This window comes from Microcoleus sp. PH2017_12_PCY_D_A (assembly GCF_020738565.1).
Classification (GTDB): domain Bacteria; phylum Cyanobacteriota; class Cyanobacteriia; order Cyanobacteriales; family Microcoleaceae; genus Microcoleus.
This window is the reverse complement of sequence record NZ_JAEQCI010000137.1, coordinates 1-13,625: the sequence shown is the minus strand read 5'-3', so window position 1 is coordinate 13,625 and position 13,625 is coordinate 1. Positions and strand designations below refer to the sequence as shown.

11 protein-coding genes are annotated in these 13,625 nt (G+C 48.1%); 7 read left to right on the top strand and 4 right to left on the bottom strand.

The features are described from left to right. The first annotated feature begins 91 nt into the window (after positions 1 to 91). The 4 genes from JGK39_RS28835 to hppD all read left to right on the top strand — a co-directional run bounded on the left by JGK39_RS28835 (position 92) and on the right by hppD (position 5,360). The gene (locus tag JGK39_RS28835) at positions 92 to 1,363 is read left to right on the top strand and encodes an APC family permease (protein ID WP_293298371.1); all 1,272 of its coding nucleotides are present in this window, start codon (positions 92 to 94) and stop codon (positions 1,361 to 1,363) included. A gap of 41 nt (positions 1,364 to 1,404) precedes the next feature. Next, positions 1,405 to 2,814, top strand: a complete 1,410-nt coding sequence (locus JGK39_RS28830; RefSeq protein WP_293249196.1) for an NYN domain-containing protein — start codon at positions 1,405 to 1,407, stop codon at positions 2,812 to 2,814. Between the two features lie 378 nt (positions 2,815 to 3,192). Next, a complete protein-coding gene (locus JGK39_RS28825) occupies positions 3,193 to 3,900 on the top strand; it encodes an SDR family oxidoreductase (RefSeq protein WP_293249193.1) in 708 nt (235 codons plus the stop codon). A gap of 398 nt (positions 3,901 to 4,298) precedes the next feature. Continuing rightward, on the top strand, positions 4,299 to 5,360 hold the full coding sequence (hppD, locus tag JGK39_RS28820; RefSeq protein ID WP_293249190.1) for a 4-hydroxyphenylpyruvate dioxygenase: 1,062 nt from the start codon (positions 4,299 to 4,301) through the stop codon (positions 5,358 to 5,360). Between the two features lie 134 nt (positions 5,361 to 5,494). Here hppD and JGK39_RS28815 read toward each other — a convergent pair whose 3' ends face one another. Continuing rightward, positions 5,495 to 6,031, bottom strand: coding sequence for a GNAT family N-acetyltransferase (locus tag JGK39_RS28815; RefSeq protein ID WP_293249187.1), 537 nt, complete (start codon positions 6,029 to 6,031; stop codon positions 5,495 to 5,497). Next, complete coding sequence (locus tag JGK39_RS28810) at positions 6,009 to 8,141, bottom strand: diguanylate cyclase (RefSeq protein ID WP_293249184.1); 2,133 nt, start codon at positions 8,139 to 8,141, stop codon at positions 6,009 to 6,011. The genes JGK39_RS28815 and JGK39_RS28810 overlap by 23 nt, the downstream gene beginning before the upstream one ends. A 498-nt stretch (positions 8,142 to 8,639) precedes the next feature. Here JGK39_RS28810 and JGK39_RS28805 point away from each other — a divergent pair, with 498 nt between their 5' ends. Continuing rightward, positions 8,640 to 9,323 (top strand): HAD family hydrolase, encoded by a 684-nt coding sequence (locus JGK39_RS28805; RefSeq protein WP_293298368.1) that lies wholly within the window; start codon positions 8,640 to 8,642, stop codon positions 9,321 to 9,323. Positions 9,324 to 9,518: 195 nt separating this feature from the next. Here JGK39_RS28805 and JGK39_RS28800 read toward each other — a convergent pair whose 3' ends face one another. Both JGK39_RS28800 and pgeF read right to left on the bottom strand, forming a co-directional pair. Further along, positions 9,519 to 10,130, bottom strand: coding sequence for a CPP1-like family protein (locus JGK39_RS28800; protein WP_293249178.1), 612 nt, complete (start codon positions 10,128 to 10,130; stop codon positions 9,519 to 9,521). A gap of 181 nt (positions 10,131 to 10,311) precedes the next feature. Further along, positions 10,312 to 11,193: a peptidoglycan editing factor PgeF gene (pgeF, locus tag JGK39_RS28795; RefSeq protein WP_293249175.1), complete on the bottom strand. Its 882-nt coding sequence runs from the start codon at positions 11,191 to 11,193 to the stop codon at positions 10,312 to 10,314. Here pgeF and JGK39_RS28790 point away from each other — a divergent pair. Beyond that, positions 11,192 to 11,419: a hypothetical protein gene (locus tag JGK39_RS28790; RefSeq protein WP_293249172.1), complete on the top strand. Its 228-nt coding sequence runs from the start codon at positions 11,192 to 11,194 to the stop codon at positions 11,417 to 11,419. The genes pgeF and JGK39_RS28790 overlap by 2 nt on opposite strands. Positions 11,420 to 11,722: 303 nt before the next feature. Beyond that, entirely contained in the window at positions 11,723 to 13,498 is a 1,776-nt protein-coding gene (locus JGK39_RS28785) for a peptidoglycan DD-metalloendopeptidase family protein (protein WP_293249169.1), read from the top strand. The last annotated feature ends 127 nt before the right edge of the window (positions 13,499 to 13,625 follow it).

The following is a 13,625-nucleotide window of genomic DNA, read 5'->3' as shown; positions in this document are numbered from 1 at the left end:
CCGGTTTCCGAACCCCGCAGGAAAGTCCTGAACAATAAGCAGGATGGTGTCTCCAGCCACATATTTGTATTAAACTAACCCGAGTGTAATTATGTCTCCGTCTCTGTTAAAGCGAGAATTAGGTGTTTTCGGTGCAACTCTCATGGGCCTCGGCTCGATTGTGGGCACGGGAGTATTTGTGAGTATCCCAATGGCAACAGAAATTGCGGGGCCGGGAGTGATTTGGGCTGTGACTGTTGCTGCTTTAGTTGCTGTTTGCAACGGCCTTAACAGCGCTCAATTGGCGGCGAATCATCCTGTTAGCGGCGGTACTTATGAATATGGTTACAAATATCTCAATCCTTGGCTGGGTTTTACTGCCGGCTGGATGTTTCTTTTAGCTAAAACTGCTTCGGCTGCTACTGCTGCTTTGGGTTTTGCGGGGTATTTTTTAAGTGCACTTGGTGTAGCCGATCGCACTTATCTCATCCTAACGGCATTAATCGCCCTTGCCGCCCTAACTTTAATTGTCTTGACCGGAATCAGGCGATCGCAAATTGCCAATACAGTCATAGTCTCAGTTACACTCTTATCTCTGACTGTCTTTATTGCTGCGGGTTTGCCAGAGGTCCGGTGGGAAATGCCCAGTTTAGAGAATGATAGCTCGATCGGCTCCATCCTCCACGCCACCGCCCTGATGTTTGTCGCCTACACCGGTTACGGCCGCATCGCCACCATGAGCGAGGAAGTGCGGGAACCGAGCAAAACCATTCCCAAAGCCATAATTTTCACTTTGGTGCTGACAATGGTGCTTTACGTGGCGGTAGCAATAGTTGTTGCAGGCACGGGGGGTGTTGATAAATTGTCCCTAGAAACTGCCACCGCTGCTGCACCCTTGGAAGTCATCGCCCGCAGTTTTCCAATTCCCGGAGTTTCCCAACTCCTAGCCGTCGGTGCCATTACTGCCATGCTGGGAGTGTTGCTGAACTTAATTTTAGGCTTGTCGCGCGTGTGGCTGGCGATGGGGCGGCGGTTGGATATGCCGAGAGTCTTGGCGCGGCTGAATCCTGCGGGGACAACTCCCTATGTGGCTGTGGTGGTTGTGGAAATTGCGATCGCACTTTTAATCCTCACCGGCAATGTCAAAACCACTTGGTCGTTCAGCGCTTTTAGCGTTTTGATCTACTACGCTATCACCAACGCAGCGGCCCTGCAACTTACAAGCGCCGAAAGGCTTTACCCGCAGTGGTTGGGTTGGGTGGGCTTGGGGAGTTGTCTGTTTCTTGCCTTCTGGGTGGAGACGCAAATTTGGCTGGCGGGGCTGGCGTTAATTGGCGGCGGTTTAATTTGGCGGGCGATCGTCCGACACCCGATGAGGAACTAACAGTATCATAGATTGAGAAACCATCCGCATTGTAGAGGGCCATGCCCGATCGAACTCCCTTGCTGGCGACTCAAGAATCAGTCGCAGTCAGCGCCATCAGTCGTTATATCGCTCAAACACTAATATCCATCCAGGAAAAGCATCCCGAATGGATAGCTGAAAAATACAGGAAAACCCCCTGGGCCAAACCTGCTTTTCAGTCAGTTTTGATTGGAAAATTAACAAAAAATTTTAAAGTAGCCAGCGATACAGATTTGCTGCTGCTGACGGCAAAAAAATATCTCCAAATTCTGCTGGTTCCCGAATTCATCAATTCACCTCAATTCAGCAAATTATTTGCCAAAATTCAGCAGCTAGCCGTACCCCAAACACCACCAGCCCAATCACAAAACTCAGTTTCAGCAAAACCTCCAACTCCCACCGCCCACCAAACAAATTCGCTTCCTGCCGGCATTGCTATCTTGCTGCTAGATGTCGAAAACTTGCAACTCAACATCGAAACCGAAAAATTCCTTGAGGGAATTTCCCACTATCCCATCCAAATCAAAGTCGCCTTTGCCAACTGGCGCAGCATGGGCAAGAAAGATGCCGAATTTCACCAGCGCGGCTATCAACTGATTCACGTCCCCCCCGGAAAAGACAGTGCCGACTTAAAAATGGCTACAGTCGGCGCATCGATTTTCGTACATTATCCCACAGCCAAGGAGATTTTTGTCTGTTCGTCCGATCGCGCCCTCACCCACCTCAGCAACACACTGCAAGCCCACGGATTAACCGTCTTTCAAGTCCGCAAACAAATAGATAAAATCATAGTTTTAAACAGCAAAACCGGACAAATGGAAACCTATTCCCTCGTAACCGAACCGGAAATTACACCCGTAGAACAATTAGTTATTCAGCTAAAAGAATTAATCAAAAAAGAGCAACAACGAACCTCAACTCAATGGATAAAACTTTCTACACTGTCAGCTTTATTTCGAGAAAATTACGGTTTAGTCCTCAGTCAAGTTGTTACCAATCATTCTCTAGGCAATAAAACCAGGGATATATTTCTCAAATATCCCACAGATTTTGTTGTCCACAAACCATCAGAAATATCTCAGACTTATGTAACTCTTTTTGAAGTTAAATTATCGCCCCCACCTCCAATACTCAACAAAGAAAATCTCAATCATAACCAAGCAACATCAGGGACTTTGACAGATATCAATTCCTTGGAAGACTTGGAAAAAGCTCTAGTCAAAATAGTGAGCGACTTAACCGACAACTCTCCTCACAATTCTGTATTTCTCTCCAATGTGGGCAGCGAATTTCACAAACAATACGGCAAACAAATCACCCAAATAATTAAAGAGTTTAATCTCGGTAGAAAGTTTCCTAAATTCTTACAATCCTGCACTTCTCTAGAACTAAAAAAAACCGAAAAAGGCTGGCAAGTTTCCCTAAATTAATTATTGGCATGGGGAATTGGGAATTGGGCGGAGCGAAGCTCCGGGATGGGGCATGGGGCATGGGCCAAACAGGGCAATGGGGAATTGGTGATATCAATTCCGGTTGCGCCGGAATGATGTTGACTGTTGACTGTTGACTGTTGACTGTTGACTGTTGACTGTTGACTGTTGACTGTTGACTGTTGAGTGTTTGAATAATACCGATGTAACCGGAAACGATAGGATTGGTTATTGATTATTGGTTATTGATTATTGGTATTTGTTCCCCATGCCCCATGCCCTATGCCCCATGCCCTATGCCCCATTCCCCATGCCCCATCCCCAATTCCCATAACTTGAGCTATCATACAATCTGGACGTAAAGAAATGTAAAGGGATATGCAGGACAAAGTTGTAGTTGTGGTGGGTGCGACTGGCGGCATCGGTTCAGCAGTAGCCCGGAAACTCGCCGACGCGGGTGCGACGCTAGTGCTCGCCGCCAGAGACAGCAGTAAATTAGACACTTTAGCAAGCGAACTTTCGACAACAGAGGTACTGTGCGTACCGACAGATATCACCGATTTGTCGCAAGTCGAAACGCTGATGCAGAAAGCTGCTGGACATTTCGGGCAAATTGATGCCCTCGTAAACGCTGCCGGTGCGGGAATTCTCAAGCAGTGGAACAAGCTAGAACCCGCTGATTTAGATGCCATGCTTGACTTGAACTTGAAAGGCAGTTTTTATACATCTCAAGCCGCCGCAAATGTGATGAAAGACCGCAAATCCGGCCACATCTGCAATGTCATCGGGATTTTGGGCAAGCATTCGATGGCGATGGGAACCGCTTATTGCGCTTCAAAGTTTGGGGTAGTTGGTTTCAGCAAGTGCATGGCAGATGAGCTGCGGCGCTACGGCATTAAGTTTACGCTATTCTATTTTGGGGGGGTAGATTCTGCCTTTTGGGATAATGTGAGTTTGAAGGTAGATAGGTCAAAAATGCTGAGTGCCGAAACCGCTGCCAATGCAATTATGTTTGCTCTTGCTTCTGACCCGCAAGCTGTGCCGATGGAAATTAATATTCAGCCAGAAAGTCATTTGTTCTTTTAGCGATTCAAGAGTGATTTGCAGCCCGAAGTCAGCCCAAGCAGAAGGTAATAAAAATTATGACATTTTTGGGTGGGAAAACTTGCGAATCAAGTCTATATTTCAGCTTTGCACTGCGCCCCGAGAGCGCTGCTAAGTACCGCCTCAAACCATTTTTTGCCTGAGTCCTGGTGGCGAAGGCCTCGCCACCAAACCCAAGTTATCGCAGATACCGGGTTTCTTTTAAGGGCCGACCTATTTCTACCTTCAGAGGGAGCTAGGATATTCAATTTTTAGGTTATTATTAAGTGGGCGCACAAAAAAATCATGAAAAATATCCATTCCTCAATCCCTCCCTTGAAGTTTCCCACTGAAAATCTGCCGACTTTTCATTTTTCAGTTTCCATTTTCAGTTATTGATTATGGAGTTCGATCGCATTCACTTCTACGTTGAAAATGCTAAAGTATCCCGCGACTGGTTTGTCAGCCACTTAGGCTTTCAATCAACAGCAGGTTATTCCAACAGCCACACTCGCACTGAAGCTGTCAGCAGCGGCAATGTATGTTTTGTTTTATCTTCGCCCCTGACACCCGCTAGTCCCGCTGCTAGTTGGTTGAAGTTTCATCCTCCCGGGATTGCCGATGTGGGTTTTCGGGTAAAAAATATCGAATTAGCGGTAGCTAGAGCGGCTGCGGCAGGCGCTGAAATCCTGGAACCGATTCAAGAAGACCTAACAGCAGCAGGCTTTTTTAAGCGGGCAAAAATCGCTGGTTGGGGAGATTTAAGCCACACGCTGGTTGAGCGCATCGGCGAGAATTCACTGCTACGGGCTTCTGGTAAGCTGTCGCTGTTTACTCTCATCGACCACGTAGTTTTAAATGTTGAATCGGGCGATTTGTCAAGTGCTGTTGGTTGGTATCAAAAAGTATTAGGTTTTGAGCGCCAGCAAAATTTTGACATTCAAACTGAGAAGTCGGCTTTGCGGAGTCAAGTTATGGTTCATGCTGAAGGTGGGGTGCAATTCCCGATTAATGAACCGGCATCGGTTAATTCTCAGATTCAAGAGTTTTTGAGTGCAAATCGAGGGCCGGGAATTCAGCACATGGCTTTGCAAACTGATAATATTGTCGGGGTTGTTGCCGATTTGCGATCGCGCGGTTTGCCTTTTTTGCCAGTTCCTCCAACATATTACTCCCAATTGCGGCTGCGGCAAAACTATTTGCCCGCAGATTGGCAAGCCATTGCAGCTTCCGAAGTTTTGGCAGATTGGCAAGAAGATACTCCCGCTGCGATGCTGCTGCAAATCTTTACCCAGCCCATTTTTGCCGAACCGACTTTCTTTTTCGAGATTATTGAGCGTCGAGTTACTTTTGTTAATGACAAACGAGTGCAAGCTGGAGGTTTTGGGGCGGGTAATTTTAGAGCTTTGTTTCAGGCAATTGAACGGGAACAAATGAAACGGGGAAGTTTGAGCGATGATTGATATAGCCTTTCAAGCTCTCATATTCGCGGACGACTGGCCTGCGCCGGGCATAGGGCATAGGCCTGCGCCGCGCATAGGGCATAGCGCATACCTCACCATGCTTGAGAACCGCTATAAAACTTCCACTTTTTAGCTCATGCAGGCGTGTTTGTCAGCACTGCGATATCCGTCCACCCGTAAGCAATTTCTTTGACTAAAACTCCAGCTCTGCTTGTCTGTTGTTCCTCCACTTTTTTGCCTCCTAAAAATTCATAAAACCTGCAAGCAGAATTGTCTCCCAGTACCCAAACCAGCATCGAGTTCAATCCTAATTCTGCCAATTTTGTGGCAACAGAGCGCACGAGTTGGCGCCCAATTCCTTGACGCTGATATTCCTCCAAAATATAGATGGCAAATAATTCTCCTCGATAAACATATTTGCCCGTGCGCTCGCAACCTCCCGCAGCAAAACCTACAATTTGTCCCGAGTCATTTTCAGCAACGCAGACATAATCCCCAGTATTTTTGACGTTTGACAGGATTTCTTGCCAATTGCTTTCTCGTTTTTCATAGGACAGCTTGGCGAGGTAATCTGCTGGTACGATGTTTCGGTAAGCTGTCCGCCAAGTATCTACATTAACCCGTGCAATTGCAGGTGCGTCAGCGATTTTAGCTTCTCTCACAATGAACATCTGAAAATACTCCTTTCGGGCCCTGAAATTCTGTCTTTGAGTCTAGACAAACTATGCGATCGCGCCCTTCTAGTTTAGCTTGATACAGCGCGCGATCGGCCTCTCCAATCAACCACTCCACAGATAGTTCAGGAGCGAACACAGCACTAGCTGCGCCGATACTCGCTGTCACAGACTCACTTATCTTTGAAGCTTCATGAGGAATTGCCATAGCTTTCAAATCGCTGCGAATTGATTCAGCTACCCGCATTGCTCCCTTAGCATCAGTCTCTGGCAAAATTACTGCAAATTCTTCCCCACCGTAGCGGGCTGCTAAATCGCCTCCCCGGTGAGCATTGCTGTCTAAAACTTGAGCCACTTTTTTTAGACATTCATCGCCTCCTTGATGCCCGTAGCGATCGTTGTAAAACTTGAAAAAATCTAAATCTACCAAAATTAAAGACAGGGGCTTGTTCTCTCTACCCATGCGCTGCCATTCTGATTGCAATGCTTTGTCAAAACAGCGACGGTTAGCAATCTGAGTCAAACCGTCCACAGATGCAAGTCTGTGCAATGCCTGATTAGCAGATTCTAACTCTAATTTAGTCTGTTCTAAGGCTAAATTTTGCTGAGCCAATTTTTGACTTTGCTGTTTTTCTTGCTCGTACAACAATCGGATTGAAGCTTCGGCTTCTTGCAATTCTTGCTCCGCATATTTGCGCTTGACAAACTGTCCTAATTGAGAACCGATAGCAGCCATCATTTGCAGCAAATCTTCATCCGGCGGCAGTTCTTCCCGGGAAAAAAAAGTCATTACTCCCGCAATTTGACCGCTAGCGTGAATGGGGAAACCGAATCCCGATCGCAATCCCGCTTCCTCGGCCAAGCGCTGGCGCACGAAATCGCGATCGCCCACAATATCAGTAATCCACTGCCCAGAACCGCTGCGCCAAACATATCCGGGCAAACCCGCACCCGGAGCAAAAACAATCTGTTGGTTTTTTTCGGCAAACTCGCTAACTTCCCTCGCCACCGGCCAAACACCCACCCGCCGCAAGGGCGGAGTTTCCTCGATCGGACAGCAGAGCGGCAGGCACAACCGCGGCAGGTTTTCGCATTGTTTTTGGGTACTAAATCTCGTTTCTTTCTCCCCAGAAGTCGGCGTCCAAAGTTCACCAATATCCCACCCAAAGCTTTCGCAAATAGCTTGGATAATTTTCGGAGTTGCCATTTCTAGAGAAGTTGATTCTGACAGAATGTGAGTCACAGCATACTGTGCTTTTTGACGATTTTTTGTGCGCTGCTGCTCGGTAATGTCTCGGCCGATATAAACAAAATCTTGTATGTTATCGCTGTCTGCATAGTCGCTTTCTATGCTGGTCTCGAAAGTAGAACAGGAAAACGCGAGAATCAGCTTTAAACCAATTTTCGTTTGGCAAACTACTTTTACTTGATGCCAAGATTCGCTTTTAAGTGCCGGAGGTAGCTGGCTGACTTGGCGCAACAATTCCTCGTCAGCCGTAATCATGGATATGGGTTTGCCGATCAATTCCGATTCGGTATATCCAAATAATTGCTGGGCCGCTAGATTCACTTTTTTGATTTTTCCCGATGTGGCTGTCACTAACAAAACATCGCCTAGGGAGTTAAGAATTTTGTCAATATAATCGCTAGCCGCAGCTAAGTAATCGACTTTAATACTGTTTTCGTTTGCTGCCTGAACTATGCTTTGTTGAGCTGCAATCCGATCTGTCACATCTTCGCATAAAATCATCAATCTCTCTGCATTTCCTGCTTCTGTAAAACCAAAAATGTACAAATTTAGATACAAATAAGACCCGTCTTTGAGAACTCTGGTAATGGATTTTAGCTGAAAGTCCTCCTCTGGTTCTTCTATAAGATCTTCAAGGATTGCTTCAAGTCCGATCAGTTCGGGAAAACTATCGCGGACATCTTTACCTCTGCCTACTTCCTGGGGAATGTCGGCAAAATCTTGCACGTTCAAAGATATTTCTTGAATCTTAAATTTTCGATCGACTACGAGGTATTCAAGCCGGCGCAAGGATAACAGCTTATAAAGAAGAGTATTAATACTTCTCTGGCTGCTCTCCAAACTCAATGTTGGAAGCATCTCGTTATTGTAGAGCATCACTGTGAAAGGTTAGCAGGTAAAGTTAGTTGTGGTTTGGCTGCTATTTCTCATGGGGATTTTGATACTGGGGGATGCCAGCAACTGTTACCGCTGGCTAATTTATCGACACAATAAATTTGGGATTTTTCCAGCAGGTTTTTCCCTCTTTTAAAAATGGCAAAATATTAATTTGACCCACTTTTTATTTCGAGCAAGCGCAGTCAAAATCCGCCTCGATAGAGGCTGGAATTTATAAACAATAGGTAGCGGCTGGCACTTTTTGTGCAGCAGATTTAAAATTGTAGATTCCCCGATATTAGTTACAACCGCTACAGTTGAAGATGGCCACAGTTTAATGCAACTGTTGCCTTTAATTAGCACCATTATTATAGACATTACCTCCCCTGGGTAATTGTGTCAAGTTTCGTAAAAAAGCTGTTACCTTTAATTGATATAATATTGAACAATTTGTAGAAAATCTTAAAAATACTCTGCTCAATGCTGAGACTTATCACCGACTTTGACGGCCCGATTATGGATGTGTCCGATCGCTATTACCGAGTTTACCAGCAGTGTCTGGCCGAGACTCAGCGTCAGGGCCAAGCAGTGGGCGAACTCCCAAAAGCCGAGTTTTGGGACATGAAGCGCGCGCGGGTTCCCGAAACCGAAATCGGCATTCTCTCAGGATTAGACGCAGCCCAAGCCGCCGAATTTGCCGAGAAACGCCGTCAAACTGTCCACACCCTGCCGTTCCTGATTTACGATAAACCGGCTCAGGGCGCTGTGGAAACCCTAGAGAAGGTGCAGCGCGCTGAAATAGACTTGGCGGTGATGACTATGCGCCGCGTCAGGGAACTAGACGAAGCTTTCAACCGCTGCAATTTAGGGCAATTTTTCCCTGAAAACCGCCGCTATTGCCTCCCCAACGATTACGTCAAAACCGGGGATGTCAAAGATAAGCCCTTGCTGATGGCAAGAGCTCTCGCCGAATTGCCACCGGCTTCCGAGCTTTGGATGGTTGGGGATACGGATGCAGACATTATAGCAGCGAAAACGCACGGTGTCAAGGTAATTGGTGTTTTGTGCGGAATTCGCGATCGCACCCAACTAGAAATGCACCAACCGGATTTAATTGCTAACAATTTGAGCGAAGCTGTTGAGATTATTTTAGGTAGTCATTAGTCATTAGTCATTAGTCATTGGTCATTGGTCATTGGTCATTAGTGCGAGGTTAATATCGCGCGAACATGAGTCATTAGTCATTAGTCATTGGTCATTTCCTGATGTTATTTTGTCCAGGTTTTAATTCCACAGTTATTAGTTGTTGATGGCTGACTGCTGACTAATGACTGTTGACTAATGACTGCTGACTAATGACTATCGCAGAAAACTGCTGACCAGCCACAGAATTAAAAACGTAAACAAAGCGATAAATTTCTCTGTTGTGATAAATGCCGTGCTGAGTAAAGGGCCCAAAAGACCTCCCAGCAGCAAGCCTACAACCAAGCCGGCCACAGTCAGCAGCACAGCCCGACCAAATTTTTGTTCCTTGCGATTAAGAAAATAAAGACAAGAGCCGACCCCAAGAGCCAGAGTCAACTGTAGTAAAGAATCGTTAGCCGCTGGATAAATACTCAGTCCGCCCAACCCCACATAAACTCCAGCCGGCCACAAAATGTCGGCTCGGCTAGGAGTATCGATCAGGCGCTGCAACCAAGCTGGGCCCCCCGACGGAGCAGACGGAGTAAAGCTGGCGGGTGGGGGAGTCAGGCGTTCGGGAAAGCGGATGCGTTCGGGTACTTTAATTTTCCCTTCCTGTCGCTGGCGGAGGCGATCCATGAGGATCGCGTCGTAAGCAACTTCGATCGATTCCAAACGTTTCTTGTCGCCGCTGTGCTGCTCGGCTAGACGGGTGCGGGCCTCTTGCACTTCATCAAAGGAAGCATCTTCATCGACTTCAAGCAGTTGATAGGGAGTTTGCTCACTCATAAAACTTTTTGGTATGCGGAAAACTCAGCGTCTTGAGACCTGAGAGGGCTGCAACGAAACGAGGCTATAAGGTAGAAGGCATTCGGCATTCCGAAATAAAAATTTGTCAATCCAAAGATTTTTATTTAGATTGTGATTTTTAAAGCCGGCAATCTTAAATTTTACCTTGTGCCGAATGCCTTTAGCAGGAACTTGTGTTAGATGCGCTGACAATTCCCGACCACTGGATTTTTTTTAGTCGATCGCGGCGGTAGGAAAAAAAGCGAGCCGAGTCAGAATAAGTACAGAAAGGAGCGATCGCCACTTGAGAAGAATTAATTCCCAACTGCTGCAATTGCAGAGCATTGCAGAGGCGAACATCCAACCGTACTTTTCCCGGTTCTGGATCGGTCAACACAGGCGATTCGGGTAGTTGGTGCAAAAATTCCAGAATGTCGTCGGCTGTTGCACTAACTGCATTCTGAGGAGCAATCGTGGCTCCCAATTGGGCAGCCACTTCCACAGATACCTGGTAAACCTCTCCACCGATCGCCGGCCCGAGAGCAATCTTCAGATTTTCTAATTGACTGCCGACGGCCACAAGTTGAGCGATCGCCTCTGGTAATATCTTAGCAGCAGTCCCGCGCCAACCAGCGTGAACGGCGGCCACGAGTCCCGTGCCCGTGTCAGCAATTAGTGCCGGTACGCAGTCAGCCGAGCAAACCCACAGCGCCTCAAAATCTCGCGATGCTACCAAGCCATCGGCAGAAGCATAGGTGGGGGTAGCTGTTTCCGGGTCTAGAGCCACAACTGGGGGCAACTGACTGGTTTTGAGTACGACATTGCCGTGTACCTGTTGGAGACGGTAAACGGGAGATCCTGGTGCGAGAACTTCCGTGAGATCGATCGGGCCTTGGGGCGAGAAATCGCGAGTAAAAAAGCCGTGAGACCACCGTTCTAGCAAGCTGCAAGTCAGATAGGGCAAGCCTTCGGCACTCTGTTGCCACTGCCAGCTAATACCGTCAGGTTGTCCGGTACGTCCAGAGTCAGGAAAATTTGTCGAGCGATCGCCAGCTACAGTCATGAAATGTATCCTTCTCCAAGCGCATCATTTAGTTAGCTTGTATTCTAAACAATCAACAATTTTGGCGACTAAGTTTAAATGTGCGATCGGCCAGGATCGGGGGAGATGGGGAGATGGGGAGATGGGGAGAGGGGGAGATGGGGAGAGGGGGAGCTTAATTAACAGAGACGAACGCCAAAGCGCTATTATCAGTGTGGCCGTCACAGGCGAGTTGGCAGTGCGATAATTGGCAGCGGAAAAACCAGGGTATCGATCGCGAACCGACACAGCATTCGAGCTGGTTCGACCCGAAAAAAATTACATCCACCCCGGTAAAATCAGTTAAATCTGTATAAAGATAAGGATTGGCATAAATTCAATCCAGAACCGCCAAAAAACAGATACTTGCTTTCCGACTCCTGTCGCGAGCAGCCCAAAACTTTAGACTAAGGTTTAGCCTCCCAGATTAAAAGCTGCGAGTAAATCTAAAATCTAAAATCTAAAATCGACCGATCTCCTTGCGTCCCCTGTTGAGTTGGGAAAAAAAATCGTGAAATCAGTTCCAGACAAGCAAATAACAGCCCATTTGAACACCAAACAGCAAAAAAATCACCCCACAGGCGCCCGGACTCGATCGCGCCTTTTGTCCGAACGCTCACTGCTGGTGGGACTAGGTTGTCTTGCCAGTCTGGGACTGCTCAGCAAAGGCATAGTTTGGGCTCAAACCGAAACTCCCCCAGCAGAACAAGCCCTCCCCGGCGCAGCAGAACTTCAGCCACTATTTGAAGCACCTCTTCCGCCCCCGGAACCCGAAGCCCAAGTGCAGCGAGAACCAGACCCCGAACCCCAGGCAGAAGTTGCGGCCCCATCGCCAGATTACGTCACCGAACAACCTCCGGCTCAATATTATCTACCGGAGCCCGCACTGATTCCCCTGCCTGAAGCGACGGCCCAGGAACCTCCTTTTGAAGCACCAGTTAACCCAGAAGCCCGCGCTGCCGACCAAACAGACTACAGCGTTGGCGCTACTACCGAATACGAAGCGCCGACAACGATCGAGTTTGCAGAACGATCGACCGGCTGCGAAGGTTCCCTGTCAGGAGGGCAAGGAGTTGGCGGTTTGTGCGGGCCTGCTGCTGTTCCCGAACCCGTGACAGCAGAAGCAGCCCCTCCCAGCTATAGCCCAGAAACCTCGATCGCCGGACAGTCCAACTACAGCCCGGAAACTCCGATCGCAGGTGGCCCTTATATTGCCACCCCTCCTCCTCGAAATCTGCCACAAAGCATTCCCGGAAATGTTCCGAACCTTCCGGGCAATGTTCGGGGAACTGTCGCCGGAAATAATAATAGCGGGAATCCTGTAAGTCAAGTCGGTCAAGCGGTTCAACAAATAGGCAACCAGCTTTGGGGACAGGGAAACCAGTCGGAATCTGCTTACACACCCCCGGGCTACTCATCAGACACGGGATACCCAGCTAACCCCGGATACTCGGCAGACGCTGGATACTCGGTTAACACCGCAGCCTACGCCGCTGGCCCTCCCGAACCCAGCATGGGACTAGGGCCAGTGCAAGTCGGTGCGATTAGTGTCAGCAGCGGCAGCAATACAGGTTTTGCTTACTACAATCTCACCCCGCGTCCCTTAGGCAGGCCCGGAAATGGCAACACCAGCCTGCTGTTTCCGCTATCGATTGCTGCGGAAATTACTTCACCCTTTGGGTGGCGGACTCATCCGGTTATGGGCTACGGTAGGTTTCACACCGGCACTGACTTGGGGGCGCCGATGGGAACCCCTGTACTAGCAGCTTATGCCGGTCAAGTGGCGATCGCCGATTGGTTGGGCGGCTACGGTTTGACAGTGGTTCTCAACCACAGCAAACAGTCTCAGGAAACCCTCTACGGACACCTTTCAGAACTGTTTGTCAAACCAGGAGAGTGGGTGAAACAGGGTGATACGATCGGGCGTGTCGGCAGTACGGGAATGTCTACAGGGCCTCACCTCCACTTCGAGATCCGGCAAATGACGGATCGAGGTTGGGTGGCGATCGACCCCGGTGCTCAGCTAGAATTCGCTGTAGCAAAAATGATCGGCACTTTGGAAACCGCCAAAATACCCCAAATGCCGAAATTTGTGGAAACACAAAGCGCTAGTGCACTCAAGGATTTGGAAAACGATCTGCCCCAGCTTCCACCTCTGCCGTTGGGAATGGACATCGAAGTTCACAACCTCCAGCCACCATTCCCAGAACTCTTAAAAGCTGACACTTCTGCATCCAAGGATAAGGAAGCCTCCAAACCCAAAATTCAGAAGCAAGCTAGCAGATAGGCTTTTCATGAGGAATAAAGTCCGAACGATCAAACAATAAAATAGGTTCGTAGTGAGGACTTTAGTCCGCATTCATCCGAGGAATAAAGTCCGAACAATCAAACAATAAAATAGGTTCGTAGTGAGG

What these genes read in the sequence shown, in the direction of transcription:
- JGK39_RS28835 (WP_293298371.1), top strand. Translation starts at nt 92, where the DNA reads ATGTCTCCGTCTCTGTTAAAGCGAGAATTAGGTGTTTTCGGTGCAACT.
- JGK39_RS28830 (WP_293249196.1), top strand. Translation starts at nt 1,405, where the DNA reads ATGCCCGATCGAACTCCCTTGCTGGCGACTCAAGAATCAGTCGCAGTC.
- JGK39_RS28825 (WP_293249193.1), top strand. Translation starts at nt 3,193, where the DNA reads ATGCAGGACAAAGTTGTAGTTGTGGTGGGTGCGACTGGCGGCATCGGT.
- hppD (WP_293249190.1), top strand. Translation starts at nt 4,299, where the DNA reads ATGGAGTTCGATCGCATTCACTTCTACGTTGAAAATGCTAAAGTATCC.
- JGK39_RS28815 (WP_293249187.1), bottom strand. Translation starts at nt 6,031, where the DNA reads ATGTTCATTGTGAGAGAAGCTAAAATCGCTGACGCACCTGCAATTGCA.
- JGK39_RS28810 (WP_293249184.1), bottom strand. Translation starts at nt 8,141, where the DNA reads ATGCTTCCAACATTGAGTTTGGAGAGCAGCCAGAGAAGTATTAATACT.
- JGK39_RS28805 (WP_293298368.1), top strand. Translation starts at nt 8,640, where the DNA reads ATGCTGAGACTTATCACCGACTTTGACGGCCCGATTATGGATGTGTCC.
- JGK39_RS28800 (WP_293249178.1), bottom strand. Translation starts at nt 10,130, where the DNA reads ATGAGTGAGCAAACTCCCTATCAACTGCTTGAAGTCGATGAAGATGCT.
- JGK39_RS28790 (WP_293249172.1), top strand. Translation starts at nt 11,192, where the DNA reads ATGAAATGTATCCTTCTCCAAGCGCATCATTTAGTTAGCTTGTATTCT.
- pgeF (WP_293249175.1), bottom strand. Translation starts at nt 11,193, where the DNA reads ATGACTGTAGCTGGCGATCGCTCGACAAATTTTCCTGACTCTGGACGT.